Consider the following 14,468-nt stretch of genomic DNA (forward strand, 5'->3'; position numbering starts at 1 on the left):
CGCGCGTTCGCCAATGGGGTTTGCGCAGGAAAACGCCGCCGCAACGGGGTGCGGCGGCGTTTCGGACCCGCCTGGGGCCGGAGATCAGGCCACGGCCAGCGAGACGCTGCCCGCATTTGCGGAATCTTCGGCCAGATCAAGCACTTGTTGCAGGGCGGCACCGCGGGCAAAATCAGGCTCCGCCGGGCCGGTCCCACGGATGGCCGCGATGAAGCGGTCATAAACCAACGGCACGGGATCGGTTTCGACCGGCTGCCAGGCGGCAGTCAGCAGATCGGGGGACAGGCAGGCGTTCAGGCGGCTTTCGTTCTTTTCAAACAGCACCTCCAGCCCGCCCTTGTCGCCATAGATGCGCAACCGCAGGTCATTGTGGTGGCCGCTGGCAAAGCGCGTGGCGCTGATCGTGCCCACCGCACCATTCGCAAGGGAAAGGTGCATGGCGAAACTGTCATTGGCATCAAGGGTATAGTCGCCGATCTTGCCGCCGGGGGCCTTGTCGAAGGTTTTCAGGCGGCAAGACAGTTCCACCGGGTCGGACCCCGCGATGAAGGTGGCATAGTCGATGATATGGATGCCCACATCGCCCAGCACACCCTTGGAGCCATGCGCGGTGGAAAGCCGCCACAGCCATTGCGCTTCCGTTGACCATTCGCCCCAGGCGGGCTGGGTCAGCCAGCTTTGCAGATAGGAGGCCTCGAAATGCCGCACGGTGCCGATGTCACCCGCCGCCACCATCGCGGCGGCCTTTTGCAAGGCGGGCACGTTGCGGTAGCTGAGGTTGACCATGTTCACCACGCCCGCCACCTGCGCCGCTTCGGCCATTTCCAGCGCGCGGGGGTAGGTGGTGGACAAAGGTTTTTCGCACAGCACATGTTTGCCCGCCGCAATCACCGGCATTGTGGTGACGTAATGGGCGGCATCGGGGGTCACGTTGGTCACGGCGTCGAATTCGCCCCATTCCAGCGCCTGATCCAGCGAGGTGAAGCGGTGTTCGATGCCGAACTGGTCGCAGAAGCTGGCCAGTTGCTCGGGCCGTGTATCGACGCCACCCGCTAGGGTGACACCGGGGATTTTGGCAAAGTTCGCGGCATGGTGCGCGGCCATGCCGCCGGTGCCGATGACAAGAAGGCGTATGTTTTGCATGGTGTTACCGATACCCTGCTTCGCCGTCATGGTGCAGACGGGGCCCGCGTTCGGTAATCGGCTCCAGCGCCTTGTCTACGGGCGTGTTGGGCGCATCATTGGGGTTGGCGATGCGGGTGGCGGGGTTGTAGGCCCATTTCACCGCGTTCGAAATCACCCGCTGCACATTGGCGTCGTGGTAGGTGGGATAGGTTTCATGCCCCGGGCGGAAGTAGAAGATGCTGCCCGCGCCACGCTTGTAGGTCAGGCCGGAACGGAACACCTCGCCGCCCGCAAACCAGCTGATGAACACGGTTTCAAGGGGTTCGGGCACGCCAAAGGGCTCGCCATACATTTCCTCGTTTTCCAGCTCGAAATGGTCGGGCAGGCCGGCGGCGATCGGGTGGTTGCGAGAGGTCAGCCACAGGCGTTCCCGTTCGCCCGCCTCGCGCCAGGAAAGGTTGCAGGGGCTGCCCATCAGCCGCTTGAACGGCTTTGCGAAATGGGCGGAATGCAGAAAGATCATGCCCATGCCGCCCCAGACGGCGTTGCAGACACGTTCCACCACCGCGTCATCGACATCGCCATGGGCAGCATGACCCCACCAGACCAGCACGTCGGTTTCGGCCAGTTTCGCCTCGGTCAACCCATGTTCGGCGTCTTGCAGCGTGACAGTGCTGGCCGTGATGCCCGCGTCGGCGTTCAGCGCATCGGCGATGCAAGTGTGCATGCCTTTGGGATAGATGTCGGCCACCACCTGGTTTTTCCGTTCGTGGACATTCTCGCCCCAGACGGTTGTGCGGATCGTCATTCTCGTGTCTCCGGTCTGCGGCGCGGGGCCGCGTTGGTAGGGGGCGGGGGGAGGCCCGGCCCGGTGTTCGGTTCAGCGGATCGGCAGGCCTGCCGCATCAAAACGGTGCAGGTGCTGGGGTTGCGGGGTCAGGCCCACACGGGTGCCGTAGGGAATGGCCAGTTTTCCGGGCTGGCGCACGATCAGGGGTTCGCCCGCGCCGATGTCGACAAACAGGAAATTGTCGGAGCCCAGATCTTCGGCATGCACCACGGTGCCCTGCCACAGCGGCCCGGCATCGGTGATGGTGATATGTTCCGATCTTATGCCAAGTGTGGTGCAGCCATGCGCAGCGGCGGGCGCGCCGGTCAGGAAGTTCATTTTCGGGCTGCCGATGAAACCCGCCACGAACAGCGAGTTGGGGGCTTCATACAGCTCGGCGGGTGTGCCCACCTGTTCCACGCGGCCATCGCGCAGCACGCAGATACGGTCGGCCAATGTCATCGCCTCCACCTGATCATGGGTGACATAGATCATTGTCACGCCGGACATGGAATGGTGCAGTTTCGCGATTTCCAGCCGGGTCGCCACGCGCAGGGCGGCGTCGAGGTTTGACAGCGGTTCATCGAACAGGAACACGCGCGGGTCGCGCACGATGGCCCGGCCAATGGCAACACGCTGGCGCTGGCCGCCCGAAAGCTCCTTTGGCAGGCGGTCAAGCAGGTGGTCGATCTGCAAGAGTTTTGCGGCATCCGTTACCCGGCGCCGGATATCATCAGCCCCGGATTTGGCCAGTTTCATGCCGAAGGCCATGTTGTCATAAACCTTCATATGCGGATAGAGCGCATAGCTTTGAAACACCATGGCGATGCCGCGCTTGGACGGGATCAGGTTGTTGACCCTTTCGCCGTCAAAGGTCAGATCGCCGCCGGTGATCTCCTCCAGCCCCGAGATCAGGCGCAGCAGGGTGGACTTGCCGCAGCCGGATGGCCCGACGAACACCATGAATTCGCCCTTGCGGATTTCAAGATCGATGCCCTTGATCACCTGAACGGCGCCATAGGCTTTGGTAAGGTTCTTCAGTTGAATCTGTGCCATGGGTCAGCCCTTCACGCCGCCGGCGGTCAGACCCGCCACGATCTTGCGTTGGAAAAAGAGGACAAGGAGGATCAGCGGCACGGTGACGATGACCGAGGCGGCCATGATCGTGCCCCAGGGGGTTTCGTATTGCGAGGCCCCGGACAACAACGCGATGGCCACCGGCACCGTGCGCGTGGTTTCCGAACTGGTGAAGGTGAGGGCGAAAAGAAACTCGTTCCACGCGCCGATGAAGGCCAGCAGACCGGTCGTCACCAGGGCGGGCCACATCAGCGGCAGGAACACCTTGGTGATGATGATCCAGGGGGTTGCGCCATCGACAATGGCGGCTTCCTCGATTTCCACCGGAAGATCACGCATGAAGGTGGTCAGCACCCAGACGGTGAAGGGCAGGGTGAAGATGACGTAGGAAAGGATCATGGCCCAGGGCGTGTTGAATATGCCCAGGAAGCGGATCAGCTCGAACAACCCGGCCAGAACCGCGATTTGCGGAAACATCGACACGGCGAGGATGGTCATCAACAGCAGCCCACGCCCCCGGAATCGCACCCGCGCCAAAGCGTAGGATGCGGTGACGGCCAGAAACAGCGCGAAAATCACGGTGGTCGAGGCGATAAACACCGAGTTCAGCACGTTGCGCGGGAAATTGCGGCCGTTCAGCACCGTGGCGTAATTCGACCAGTCAAAGCTTTGCGGCAGATAGTTCACCTCGAACAGCGCCGTTCCCGTCTCGAAACTGGTCAGGATGGCGTAGTAGAACGGGAACACCGCAAAGACCACGATCACCAGAACCAGCAGGTAGAAGCTGATGGTTTTCAGAACAGACATGGCGTTCATTTGCCACCCCCTGACAGATCGACCTTGCCGAGCCAGATGTAGAGCGAGACGAAAATGGCGATGATGGCGAACAGAAGTGTCGATTGCGCCGAGCCATAGGCGAATTTGTCAAAGTCGATCAGATTCTCGCGGCTGATGATCGACATGGTTTTGGTGGCGGCCGAATTCGGGGTCAGCACATAGATCAGGTCAAAGATGCGCAGCGCATCCAGCATGCGGAAGATCACGGCGACCATCAGCGCCGGGCGGACCAGCGGCAATGTGACCTTGAAGAACACCTTGACCGGGTGAATGCCGTCGACCCGTGCGGCCTCGTAAATGTCGCGCGGGATCATCTGCAAACCGGCCAGACACAGCAGCGCCATGAAAGGCGTGGTTTTCCATACATCCACGATCAGCACGGCGGTCATTGCGGTTTCGGTGCTGGCCGTCCATGCGATTTTCTCGGTGATCAGGCCAAGGCGCAGCATGATGTCGTTCAGAATGCCGAACTGGTCATTCAGCATCCAGGCCCACATTTTCGCCGAGACGATGGTGGGGATGGCCCAGGGGATCAGGATGGCGGCGCGCACCAGGCCACGGCCCTTGAATTCGGCGTTCAGCACCAGCGCCACCATCAGCCCCAGCACGGTTTCGATGGTGACGGACAGCACGGAAAAGCGCACCGTGTTCCAGACCGCGTTCCACCAGGCCGGATCGACCAGCGTGCCGCGATAGATCACCCGACCCGATTCCAGCGTGCGGATCGACAGGTAATTGTCGAAACCTATCCATTTGCCGCCATAAAGGTTCGACAGCGTGGTGTCGGTAAAGGAAAACCAGATGGTGCGCAGCAGGGGCCAGGCGGCCACACAGAACAGCGCGATCAACATCGGCGCAAGAAACCAAAAGGCGGAGCGGGCGCGCTGCTGTTGCAGGCTGGGCCCATGATCGGGGTTTGGCATCACATCCTCCCTGACCCGCGCGAGGGCGGGGGGTTGCGGGGGCAGGGCAGGGGCGTTGCCACCCCTGCCCGGGGGTCCGGATGGTGAGGGGAGGGCTTACCAGCCCGAACCTTTCATGTCGTCCAGATCAAGCTCCAGCAATTCCAGGTTTTCGGCGGCAGAGCTGTTGCCCGAAAGGGTGGAGTGAACGGCCGACCAGAACTTTGTGGAAACTTCATTGTATTTGCCCTTGGTGGGTGCCGAAGGGCGCGGGACGGCTTGCAGGAACACGTCTTTCCAGCGCGGGATGATCGGCTGTGCCGCTGCAATCTCGGCGTCGTCATAAAGCGAGACGATGGTGGGCAGGTTGCCCTCTGTCAGGGCGCGGCGTTTCTGGGTTTCGGCACCGGCGAGGAACAGCGCCAGCGAGGTGGCGGCCTCCTGCTTGGTGGAGTATTTCGACACCGCCACGTTCCAGCCGCCCAGCGTGGCCGCCGAAGTGTCATTGCCGCCGCCGGTGGGCAGGGGCACCACGTCAAACAGGCCCTTCACGGCGGAATCGTCGCCATTCCCCAGCGCATAGGCATAGGGCCAGTTGCGCATGAATACGGCATTGCCGGTCTGCCAGACGCCGCGGGCCTCTTCCTCCTGGTAAGACAGCACGCCACCGGGCGAGATCGTGCCGACCCAACCCGCCACGGTGTCAATCGCTGCAATCGCCTTTTCGTTGTTCACCGAGATGGTGCCATCGGGCTCGACGATCTGCCCGCCGCCGAAAGATGCAATCCATTCCAGCGCGTTGCAGGTCAGGCCTTCATAGGCGTTGCCCTGCCAGACATAACCCCAGAGGTCGGCCTTGCCCTCGGCCCGTTCGGCATCCTGGATCATCTGCGCGGTGGCGGTCAGGTCTTCCCAGGTTTTCGGCGGGGTCGCGCCATGCTTTTCCAGCAGATCCTTGCGGTAATACAGGGCGGGCGCATCGGTGAAGATCGGCAGAGCCACCAGCTTGCCGTTCACCGTCTGGCTTTCGATGATCGAGGGGAAATGCTGCGGGGCCAGATCCTTGGCCAGTTCGGTCATGTCAACGAAATGGTCGGCCAGTTGCGGGGCCCAGATCACGTCGGTTTGGTAAAGGTCGATGTCACCGGTGCCTGCGGCCAGCCAAAGGCGGTATTGGCCGAACTGGTCACTGGTCGAGGCGGGCATCGGCACGATGGTGACGGTGTGGCCGGTCGCCTCTTCCCACGGCTTCACAAGGACGCGAAAGTTTTCGATGGCATTGCCAACGGCACCCGACACATAGAAAATCTCGTCGGCCTGCGCCATTGGCGCGGACAGGGCAGCAGCCATGGCTGCGGCGGCGGCCGAGCGCAGGGCCCTGCCTTTCAGGATATTCGGCATGTTTTCCTCCCGGTTTCTGACAGGGGGCCGTTTGGCCCCCGCTCCTCCCCAGCGGTGCGGATGGGTTTTCCGAAACGCTTCGGAAAGCTGATACCGCTAACATCTGATTCGCGTCAACAGTTTCGTAAAGTGCTGCTCAGCGGCGCGGCAGACATTGGCGGGCGGGCGCATCGGCCACAGAGTTGCGGGCGATGAACTCGTAGTCCGCCACACGTTGCAACTGGTCCGATGGCAAGCCCGCAATCGCGCCTGCTAGAAAATCCGCCATCGGCAACCAACTGTCGCGGATGGGAGATTTGGTCACGGTCAGCGCCGGGAAAAAGGCCGAGCCGCGCAGATTGGGCAGGTGATCATCATGCGCGATCACCGAAACATCCTGCGGAATCGACAGGCCCAAAGCCTCTAATGCGCGGTAAACACCCTTTGCAATCAATATGTTGCCGCAAAGCATCGCGGTGGGAAACGGCCCATCGCCACTGAACAGCCGCACGGTGGAAATCAGACCAAGCGATTCGTCCATGCGGCCCTGGCACAGCAGGCCAGCATCGGGCTGCACCCCCGCGGCACGCAAGCCTGCGTGATAGCCCGCGATGCGCGCCGTGGCGTAGGACCGCCCGGCCACCCCATTGATCAGCGCAATCCGCCTGTGGCCGCGTGCCGTCAGATAGTCGGTCGAATGCTGCGAGAGGCGGTGGTTGTCGATGTCGAAATAGGGATAGGCCACCTGCTGCGCCGTGCGGCCATGCACCACGAACGGCACGCCCTGCGCTGCCAGAAAACTGATGCGCGGGTCGTCATCCAGCGGTTCGGTCAGCACGAATCCATCCAGCGCGCCGCTGCCGATCAACCGCTGATAGACGGACAGCACCGGCTCGTCATCCTGCGCGATATGTAGCACGAATTGCATGCCGCGCCCGGAAAACTGGCTGGACAGGCCCGAGACCACCTCCAGAAACAACCCGTCATGGTCAAGCTGAACCGAGCGCGGCACCACCAGCCCCACCATGCCGGACCGGCCCGAGACCAGTTTGCGCGCCGATACATTCGGTTGATAATGCAATGATTTGGCAGCTTTTTTCACTCGCTGCCGGGTGGCTTCGTTCACGTCGGAATGATCGTTCAGCGCGCGGCTGACCTGTGTGACCGACAGATCGAGCAGGGCTGCGATGTCTTTCAGGGTGGCCATGGAATTCCATCTTGATGAAGGGCGCGCGCCGGATGATACTCGCAAAACACCTGAGGCAAAGCCCTGCGATTGCAGAATCCGAAACCTTTCGGACGCCGCGGCGCGGCATCATGATGGGCAGATCAGGATCGCCCTGAAATCATTCACATTGGTCAGCGTGGGCCCTGTGATGACCTGCCCGCCGACAGCGGCAAAAAACCCGTGGCTGTCATTGGCCGCCAGCGCATCCGGTGCCGAAACCCCGGCGCGGGCAGCCTGTGCCAGCGTGTCCGGGCCAACCAGCGCCCCGGCCACTTCGGCCGCGCCGTCAACGCCATCGGTGTCGCAGGCGATCAGATGGATGCCGGGCGCACCCGCCAGGGCAATCGCCGCCGCCAAGGCAAATTCGGCATTCGGCCCGCCGGAACCAGCCCCGCGCCGCGTGACGGTCAGTTCACCGCCCGACAACAGCAGAACCGGCCTGTCGCCCGGGCGCATGCCCGCCGCCACGGCCAGCGCCATCTGCGCCTGCGCCCAGCCGATATCGCGGGCCTCGCCCTCCAGATCGTCGCCCAGCAGGCGCAGCTCGCACCCCGCCGCCGCAGCCTCGGCCGCAGCGGCGGCCAGCGATTGCGCGGGGGCCGCGATCACCCGGGTTTCGGCACGGGCCAGCCGGGCATCACCGCAAGGCACCACGCCGCTGCCCTGTTGCAGCGCGGCATGCACCTGCGCGGGCAGCGGGATGGCCCAGCGGTCAACGATTGCCAGCGCCTCGGCCGCCGTGCTGTCATCGCCCACGGTGGGGCCAGAGGCGATCAACGCCGGATCATCGCCCGGCACGTCGGAGATCAGCAGCGTCAGCACCCGCGCCGGGGCGCAGAGCGCGGCCAGCTGCCCGCCCTTCACCGCCGACAGATGCTTGCGCAGGATGTTCATTTCGCCGATGGGTGCGCCCGAGGCCAGCAGCGCCGCGTTCACCGCCTGCTTTTCGGCAAGAGTCAGCCCATGCGCCGGGGCGCAGAGCAGCGACGAACCGCCGCCCGAAATCAGCGCCAGCACCAGATCATCAGGGCCAAGATCACCCACCAGCGCCATCAGCCGCGCCGTGGCCGCGGCCCCCGCCGCGTCGGGCACCGGATGCGCTGCCTCGACAATCTCGATCCCGTCGCAGGGGCGGGCATAGCCGTAGCGGGTTATCACCAGACCCTCGCAGGGGCCAAGGCTGGCCTCTGCCGCCTCGGCCATGCGGGCGCTGGCCTTGCCTGCACCGATCACGATCAGGCGGCCCGCCGGGCGCGCCGGCAAATGCGCACCGACAATGCGCATCGGGTCGGCAGTGGCCACGGCCAGATCAAACAGGCGGCGCAGGAATTGCGGGGGGTCGGTGATCACGTCATGCTCCCGGGGATGAAGGCGGCGTAGGGTCTTCATACAGCCAGCGGCGGCAAAACTGCCAGCAGGAACCGCACGCGGCGTGGCGGTGCGATGAACCCTTCGTGTGTTTGCTTCGCAACGCAGGAACGGAAAGGCTGCCGCGCTACGTTTAACGGGTGCAGATGGAATGCGGGGCGTGGATTGCGATGAAGATGGTGTGGTGGGTGGGCGTTGTGGTGGCCGTGGCAGCGGGCGGGTTTTACCTGTGGCAGGCCGCAGGCGCGGAAGGCACGGCCAATGCCCCGGCAACCGTGGCCGTCACGCGCGGCACGGTGGAGCAGACGGTGCTGGCCTCGGGCGTGATCGAGGCGAACAGCCTTGTGTCGGTGGGCTCGCGCGTGTCGGGGCAGGTGGAAACGCTGGCGGTGGCTTTGGGGCAGAAGGTGGCGAAAGACGACCTGATCGCGCAGATTGATTCGCTGAGCCAGCGCAACGCGGTGTTGCAGGCCGAAGCTGACCTTGCGCAGATCGAGGCGGATATCGTGGCCAAACAGGCCTCGATCCGCGAAAGCGAACTGGCGTTCCGACGCAGCACGACGCTGAACGCGCGCAACCTGTCCAGCACCGAGGCGCTGGAGGCCGCCGAGGCCGCGCTGGCGGTGGCACGGGCGGGCATGGCCTCGCTTGAGGCGCAGAAGGCACGGGCGGAAATCACCATCTCTTCCGCACGGCTGGAGCTGGAGCGCACCCAGATCACCGCGCCGATTGCGGGCACCATCGTGGCGGTGGTGACCAGCGAAGGCCAGACGGTCAACGCATCGTCGGACGCGCCGGTGATCGTGAAAATTGCCGTGCTGGACAGCATGGTGGTTAAGGCGGACATATCCGAAGCCGATGTGGTGCGCGTGGCCCCCGGGCAGGCGGCCAGTTTCACCCTGCTGGGCGAGCCTGATCTGGCCTTTGACGCGGTGGTGCGCGACATCGAGCCTGCACCGGCATCGATCAAGGACAGCGACGAGATTTCGACGGAAGAGGCGATTTACTACAAGGGCCTGTTCGATGTGGCGAACCCCGAGGGCAAGCTGCGCATCGGCATGACGGCGCAGGTCACGATCCGCATCGCCAGCGCCGATGACGTGCTGACGGTGCTGGCCTCGGCACTGGGGACGAAGGGGGCGGATGGTTACAGCGTGCAGGTCTATGACCCGGCGCGCGGCACCACGGAAAGCCGCGATGTGGTGATCGGGCTGAACAACAATGTCACCGCCGAGGTGGTCAGCGGGCTGGCCGAGGGTGAGCGGGTGGTAACGACGGCAGCGGCGGCGGCGGCCACATCATCAGGCGGCCGGCCGCGCGGGCTGGGGTTCTGACATGGATGCGCCGCTGATTTCCCTGCGCGGCATTTGCCGCCGTTTCGCGGCGGGGGATGAAACGATCACCGTGCTGGATGACGTGACGCTGGACATCCACGCGGGCGAGATGGTGGCGATCATCGGCAGTTCGGGGTCGGGCAAATCGACGCTGATGAACGTGCTGGGCTGCCTCGACCGGCCCAGCGAGGGGGTTTACCTGTATGACGGGCAGGATGTGGGCGCGATGACCGCAGACCAGCGGGCCAAGCTGCGGCGGGCGCATTTCGGGTTCATCTTTCAGCGGTATCAACTGTTGTCCGATCTGGATGCCCTGGGCAATGTGGAGGTGCCCGCGATCTACAACGGCACGCCCGGTGCACAGCGAAGGGCGCGGGCGCGTGATCTGCTGGGCCAGCTGGGGCTTGGCGACCGGATGGACCACCGGCCCAATGCGCTGTCGGGCGGCCAGCAACAGCGCGTGTCGGTGGCCCGCGCGCTGGTGAATGGCGGCGAAGTCATTCTGGCCGATGAGCCGACCGGCGCGCTGGATACGAAATCGGGGGCCGATCTGATGGCGCTGCTGGCCGATCTGCACCGGCGTGGCCATACGATCATCATCGTGACGCATGACCCGCAGGTGGCGGCCCGCGCCGAACGGGTGATCGAGATCCGCGATGGGCGCATCGTGGGCGACACGCGCAAGGTGCCGCGCAACACCAGCCCCGCGCAGGTGGTGGCGGCGCCGCCCGGTCAGGGCAGTTGGGCCGCCCGCATGGCCGAGGCTTTCGTGATGGCCATCAGGTCGCTGGCAGCGCACCGGCTGCGCAGCTTCCTGACCATGCTGGGCATCATCATCGGCATAGCCTCTGTTGTGCTGGTGGTGGCTTTGGGTGCGGGCAGCCAGCAGCAGGTGCTGGACAATATCGCCTCCATCGGCACCAACACCATTTCCATCCGCCCCGGCACCGGGTTTGGCGACCGGCGGGCCAATGCCATCGACACGCTGGTGCCTGCCGATGCGGCGGCGCTGGCGTTGCAGCCCTATGCCGAGTCTGTCTCGCCCGCTGTCAACACCTCTGCGCCGCTGGCCTATCGCGCCGTATCGGCCACGGCGGCGGTGCAGGGCGTGGCCGAGGGCTATTTCAACCTTGCCGCCTATGAGCTGACCGAAGGCCAGCTGTTCGGCGAACCCGCGGTGGCGCGGCGCGATCAGGTGGCGGTGCTGGATGCCGATACGGCGCGCACGCTGTTCACCAATGGTGAAAGCCCGCTGGGTGCGGTGATCCAGTTGGGCCGGGTGCCGGTTCGGGTGATCGGCGTCGTGCAGAATTCGGGCGCATCCTTTGGGCGGCAAAGCCTGAATGTGTTCGTGCCCTATACCACCGTGGCCGGGCGGATCACGGGGCAGGACAACATCAATTCCATCTCTGTCAAAGTGGCGGAAGATTTCGACACGGACGAGGCCGAGGCGCTGATTTCGGCGCTGATGCTGCAACGCCATGGGGTGAAGGATTTCTTCCTGACCAATTCCGACACGATCCGCAGCACGATTGAAAGCACCGCGCAACTCTTGACGCTGCTGGTGTCGGCGATTGCGGTGATCTCGCTGATCGTTGGGGGCATCGGGGTGATGAACATCATGCTGGTGTCGGTGACGGAGCGCACGCGCGAGATTGGCGTGCGTATCGCGGTGGGCGCGCGCAGCGGCGACATCGTGATGCAGTTTCTGATCGAATCGGTGCTGGTGTGCCTGATGGGCGGCATTCTTGGCGTGGGGCTGGCCTATGGCATCAGCCTGATCGCCAATGGTTTCCTGCCGTTCGAGCTGAGCTTTTCGCTGGTGGCGGTGCTGTCGGCCTTTGCGTCATCCAGCATCATCGGCGTGGCCTTCGGGTTTCTGCCCGCGCGGTCGGCGGCAAAGCTTGACCCGGTGGTGGCGCTGGCGCGGGAGTGACCCGCGCCAGCCATGGCCTAAGCCTCCAGAACCACCGCAAAGCCGCCATAGATCAGGCGCTGGCCGTCAAACGGCATGGGGTTGGCGTCGTCATTCATGCGGGGGTCGGCAATCAGTTTGGCCCAGCCCGCATCGCGCACCTCTTTCGAGGGCCAGCGCACCCATGAAAACACCACTGTTTCCCCCTCGGCGCATTTCACCGCCATGGGAAACGAGGTAAGCTTGCCCTCGGGCACATCGTCGCCCCAGCATTCCATCACCTGCAATGCCCCGTATTCGCGGAACAATGCCGCCGCCCTTGAGGCATAGGCGGTGTATTTGTCCTTGTTGGCCGTGGGCACGGCGCAGGAAAACCCGTCAACGTAGCTCATCTCTCTCTCCTCACACGCCGCGATGTGCGGCCTCCAAAGTTGCGATATCCAGTTTCACCATGCCCATCATGGCGGCCATGGCGCGGGCCGATGCCGCGTCACCGCCCGCCAGCAGTTCGGGCAGGATGGCGGGCACGATCTGCCACGACAGGCCATAGCGGTCGGTCAGCCAGCCGCATTGCTGCGGGGTGCCACCCTCCAGCAAGCCATCCCACAGCGCGTCGATTTCGGCCTGGGTCTGGCATGCGACCACCATGGAATGCGCATGGGTGAAGGGCACCTCCATGCCGCCATTCAGCGCGGTAAAGGCACGCCCGGCCAGATGGAAGGATACGGTCAGCGCCGTGCCCTGGGGCAAGAGGCCCCCTGCCCCGTGGCGCAGCACCCCTGTGATGGCTGAACCGGGCACAAGGCCGGTGTAGAACATTGCCGCCGGTTCGGCCTGATCGGCGAACCACAGGCAGGTGGAGACTTGCGGAACGGTCATCGTCGGCTCCTTTGTGTGATCGGGGTGGCGGGCTCAATGCCCGGCAGGTTGCGGTGTGGCCGAGGACAGCACGCGCAGCACCAGCAGGGCCAAGGCGGCAAGCGCAAGGGCGGCAAGGAACGCTGTCATATGAAACGCATCGGTAAAGGCGGCCCTGCCCTCGGCCAGCAGCCCGGCAGCGGCGGGCACCTGCTGCGCCGCCTCGACCGCGCCCGCCAGCGTGGCCTGCGCGGCCATTGCCAGATCGGGCGGCAGGCCCTGCACCGGCGCATCGGCCATCCGCGCGCGATACACCGCCGTCAGCAGGCTGCCCAGCAGCGCCACACCCGTGGCCCCGCCCAGTTCCGACCCGGTTTCCGACATGGCCGAGGCGATGCCCGCCTTTTCCACCGGCGCGGCCCCCACCACAAAGCCGGTGGTCAGCGCCATCACCGGGGTAAAGCCCACCCCGATCAGGATATTGGCGGCCACCACCGCGAAAAGCCCCTGCGCCAGCCCCATCACCACAAAGCCCACAACGGCCATCAGCAAACCGCCGGTCATCACCTGCACCGCCGGGAACCGTTCGGCCAGCCGCGCGGTGAAAGGAGCCGCCAGCGTAAAGGCCACCGCCCCGGGCAAAGACCACAGCCCCGCCTCCAGCGGTGCCATACCCAGCACCAGTTGCAGATATTGCGCCACAAAGATGAAGATGCCGAACATGAAGAACACCGCCACCGTGTTCACCGTCAGCGCCAGAGAGAACTGGCGCGAGCGGAACAGCGCCAGATCGACCAGCGGGTTGGCAATGCGCCGCTGCCGGCGCAGGAACACCACCACCAGCAGCGCCCCCGCCCCCAGCGCCAGCAGGGTCTGGCCATCCACCCCCACATCGGCCCAGTGTTTCACGCCATAGATCAGTGACAGCACCGCCGCCAATGACAGCAGGGCGCTGGCGAAATCTATCCGCCCCGCGTTCGGGTCACGGTATTCGGGCAACAGCAGCGGCCCCAGGATCAGCAGCAGCACCATGATCGGCACACCGGCCAGAAACACCGCCCCCCACCAGAAATACTGGATCAACAGGCCACCCGCCACCGGCCCGATCAGCGCGCCAACGGAAAAGCTCATGATCCAGATGGATATGGCGAAGGTGCGCTGCCCCTCGTCGCGGAACATGCTGGTGATGAGTGACAGGGTAGAGGGCGCAAGCGTGGCCCCGGCAATGCCCAACACCGCGCGCGCGGCAATCAGCTGTTCCGCCGTCTGCGCGAATGCCGCCAGCACCGAGGCCGCACCAAACGCCGCCGCCCCGATCAGCAATATCCGCCGCCGGCCCAGACGGTCGCCAAGCGAGCCCATGACCATCAGGAACCCGGCCACCATGAAGCCGTAGATGTCGATGATCCACAACAGCTGGCTGGCGGTGGGCCGCAGGTCGCGCGCCAGTTCGGGGATGGCAAGGTTCAACACCGTGAGATCCATCGAATAGAGCATGCAGGGCAATGCCAGCACCGCCAGCCCCACCCATTCGCGCCGCCCGGCGCGCGGCGATATGTCAACCGTCATCGTGCTGGCCATAGCATGTGCCTTTCTGTCTGTGATGGCGCGGGGT

At 64.5% G+C, this 14,468-nt stretch carries 13 protein-coding genes; 2 read left to right on the forward strand and 11 right to left on the reverse strand.

Annotated elements, in window-relative coordinates; translation table 11 throughout:
* Window positions 1-84: 84 nt before the first annotated feature.
* The 8 genes from GEU84_RS14135 to GEU84_RS14170 all read right to left on the reverse strand — a co-directional run bounded on the left by GEU84_RS14135 (window position 85) and on the right by GEU84_RS14170 (window position 8,725).
* The gene (locus GEU84_RS14135; RefSeq protein ID WP_152827189.1) at window positions 85-1,143 is read right to left on the reverse strand and encodes a Gfo/Idh/MocA family protein; all 1,059 of its coding nucleotides are present in this window, start codon (window positions 1,141-1,143) and stop codon (window positions 85-87) included.
* Between the two features lie 4 nt (window positions 1,144-1,147).
* Window positions 1,148-1,933 (reverse strand): ThuA domain-containing protein, encoded by a 786-nt coding sequence (locus tag GEU84_RS14140; RefSeq protein WP_152827191.1) that lies wholly within the window; start codon window positions 1,931-1,933, stop codon window positions 1,148-1,150.
* Window positions 1,934-2,005: 72 nt separating this feature from the next.
* Complete coding sequence (locus tag GEU84_RS14145) at window positions 2,006-3,010, reverse strand: ABC transporter ATP-binding protein (RefSeq protein WP_152827193.1); 1,005 nt, start codon at window positions 3,008-3,010, stop codon at window positions 2,006-2,008.
* A gap of 3 nt (window positions 3,011-3,013) precedes the next feature.
* Window positions 3,014-3,838 (reverse strand): carbohydrate ABC transporter permease, encoded by an 825-nt coding sequence (locus tag GEU84_RS14150; RefSeq protein ID WP_241427695.1) that lies wholly within the window; start codon window positions 3,836-3,838, stop codon window positions 3,014-3,016.
* Window positions 3,839-3,843: 5 nt separating this feature from the next.
* Window positions 3,844-4,791, reverse strand: coding sequence for a carbohydrate ABC transporter permease (locus GEU84_RS14155; protein ID WP_152827197.1), 948 nt, complete (start codon window positions 4,789-4,791; stop codon window positions 3,844-3,846).
* Window positions 4,792-4,887: 96 nt separating this feature from the next.
* A complete protein-coding gene (locus GEU84_RS14160; protein ID WP_174539882.1) occupies window positions 4,888-6,120 on the reverse strand; it encodes an ABC transporter substrate-binding protein in 1,233 nt (410 codons plus the stop codon).
* Between the two features lie 187 nt (window positions 6,121-6,307).
* Window positions 6,308-7,357: a substrate-binding domain-containing protein gene (locus tag GEU84_RS14165; RefSeq protein ID WP_152827201.1), complete on the reverse strand. Its 1,050-nt coding sequence runs from the start codon at window positions 7,355-7,357 to the stop codon at window positions 6,308-6,310.
* 108 nt (window positions 7,358-7,465) lie between these two features.
* Window positions 7,466-8,725, reverse strand: a complete 1,260-nt coding sequence (locus GEU84_RS14170; RefSeq protein WP_338144809.1) for a glycerate kinase type-2 family protein — start codon at window positions 8,723-8,725, stop codon at window positions 7,466-7,468.
* A 167-nt stretch (window positions 8,726-8,892) separates the two neighbouring features.
* Between GEU84_RS14170 and GEU84_RS14175 the strand changes: the two genes are divergently transcribed.
* Window positions 8,893-10,080: an efflux RND transporter periplasmic adaptor subunit gene (locus GEU84_RS14175; protein WP_217438576.1), complete on the forward strand. Its 1,188-nt coding sequence runs from the start codon at window positions 8,893-8,895 to the stop codon at window positions 10,078-10,080.
* Window position 10,081: 1 nt separating this feature from the next.
* Window positions 10,082-12,016 carry a MacB family efflux pump subunit gene (locus GEU84_RS14180; RefSeq protein WP_152827204.1) on the forward strand — a complete coding sequence of 645 codons (1,935 nt, stop codon included), beginning with the start codon at window positions 10,082-10,084 and terminating at the stop codon, window positions 12,014-12,016.
* Between the two features lie 17 nt (window positions 12,017-12,033).
* Here the strand turns inward: GEU84_RS14180 and GEU84_RS14185 are convergent, their stop codons facing one another.
* From GEU84_RS14185 to GEU84_RS14195, 3 genes are read right to left on the reverse strand one after another with little or no spacing between them, the layout of a single operon-like run.
* Entirely contained in the window at window positions 12,034-12,387 is a 354-nt protein-coding gene (locus tag GEU84_RS14185; protein WP_152827206.1) for a DUF1428 domain-containing protein, read from the reverse strand.
* Between the two features lie 10 nt (window positions 12,388-12,397).
* Window positions 12,398-12,874: a VOC family protein gene (locus tag GEU84_RS14190; protein ID WP_152827208.1), complete on the reverse strand. Its 477-nt coding sequence runs from the start codon at window positions 12,872-12,874 to the stop codon at window positions 12,398-12,400.
* A gap of 33 nt (window positions 12,875-12,907) precedes the next feature.
* The gene (locus GEU84_RS14195) at window positions 12,908-14,422 is read right to left on the reverse strand and encodes an MFS transporter (RefSeq protein WP_217438577.1); all 1,515 of its coding nucleotides are present in this window, start codon (window positions 14,420-14,422) and stop codon (window positions 12,908-12,910) included.
* Window positions 14,423-14,468: the final 46 nt, after the last annotated feature.

The sequence above is a fragment of the Fertoeibacter niger genome, from assembly GCF_009380135.2.
GTDB lineage: Bacteria > Pseudomonadota > Alphaproteobacteria > Rhodobacterales > Rhodobacteraceae > Fertoeibacter > Fertoeibacter niger.

Excerpts from the sequence above, each read along its gene's own strand:
- GEU84_RS14135 (WP_152827189.1), bottom strand. The coding sequence starts at position 1,143 with ATGCAAAACATACGCCTTCTTGTCATCGGCACCGGCGGCATGGCCGCG.
- GEU84_RS14140 (WP_152827191.1), bottom strand. The coding sequence starts at position 1,933 with ATGACGATCCGCACAACCGTCTGGGGCGAGAATGTCCACGAACGGAAA.
- GEU84_RS14145 (WP_152827193.1), bottom strand. The coding sequence starts at position 3,010 with ATGGCACAGATTCAACTGAAGAACCTTACCAAAGCCTATGGCGCCGTT.
- GEU84_RS14150 (WP_241427695.1), bottom strand. The coding sequence starts at position 3,838 with ATGTCTGTTCTGAAAACCATCAGCTTCTACCTGCTGGTTCTGGTGATC.
- GEU84_RS14155 (WP_152827197.1), bottom strand. The coding sequence starts at position 4,791 with ATGCCAAACCCCGATCATGGGCCCAGCCTGCAACAGCAGCGCGCCCGC.
- GEU84_RS14160 (WP_174539882.1), bottom strand. The coding sequence starts at position 6,120 with ATGGCTGCTGCCCTGTCCGCGCCAATGGCGCAGGCCGACGAGATTTTC.
- GEU84_RS14165 (WP_152827201.1), bottom strand. The coding sequence starts at position 7,357 with ATGGCCACCCTGAAAGACATCGCAGCCCTGCTCGATCTGTCGGTCACA.
- GEU84_RS14175 (WP_217438576.1), top strand. The coding sequence starts at position 8,893 with ATGGAATGCGGGGCGTGGATTGCGATGAAGATGGTGTGGTGGGTGGGC.
- GEU84_RS14180 (WP_152827204.1), top strand. The coding sequence starts at position 10,082 with ATGGATGCGCCGCTGATTTCCCTGCGCGGCATTTGCCGCCGTTTCGCG.
- GEU84_RS14185 (WP_152827206.1), bottom strand. The coding sequence starts at position 12,387 with ATGAGCTACGTTGACGGGTTTTCCTGCGCCGTGCCCACGGCCAACAAG.
- GEU84_RS14190 (WP_152827208.1), bottom strand. The coding sequence starts at position 12,874 with ATGACCGTTCCGCAAGTCTCCACCTGCCTGTGGTTCGCCGATCAGGCC.
- GEU84_RS14195 (WP_217438577.1), bottom strand. The coding sequence starts at position 14,422 with ATGACGGTTGACATATCGCCGCGCGCCGGGCGGCGCGAATGGGTGGGG.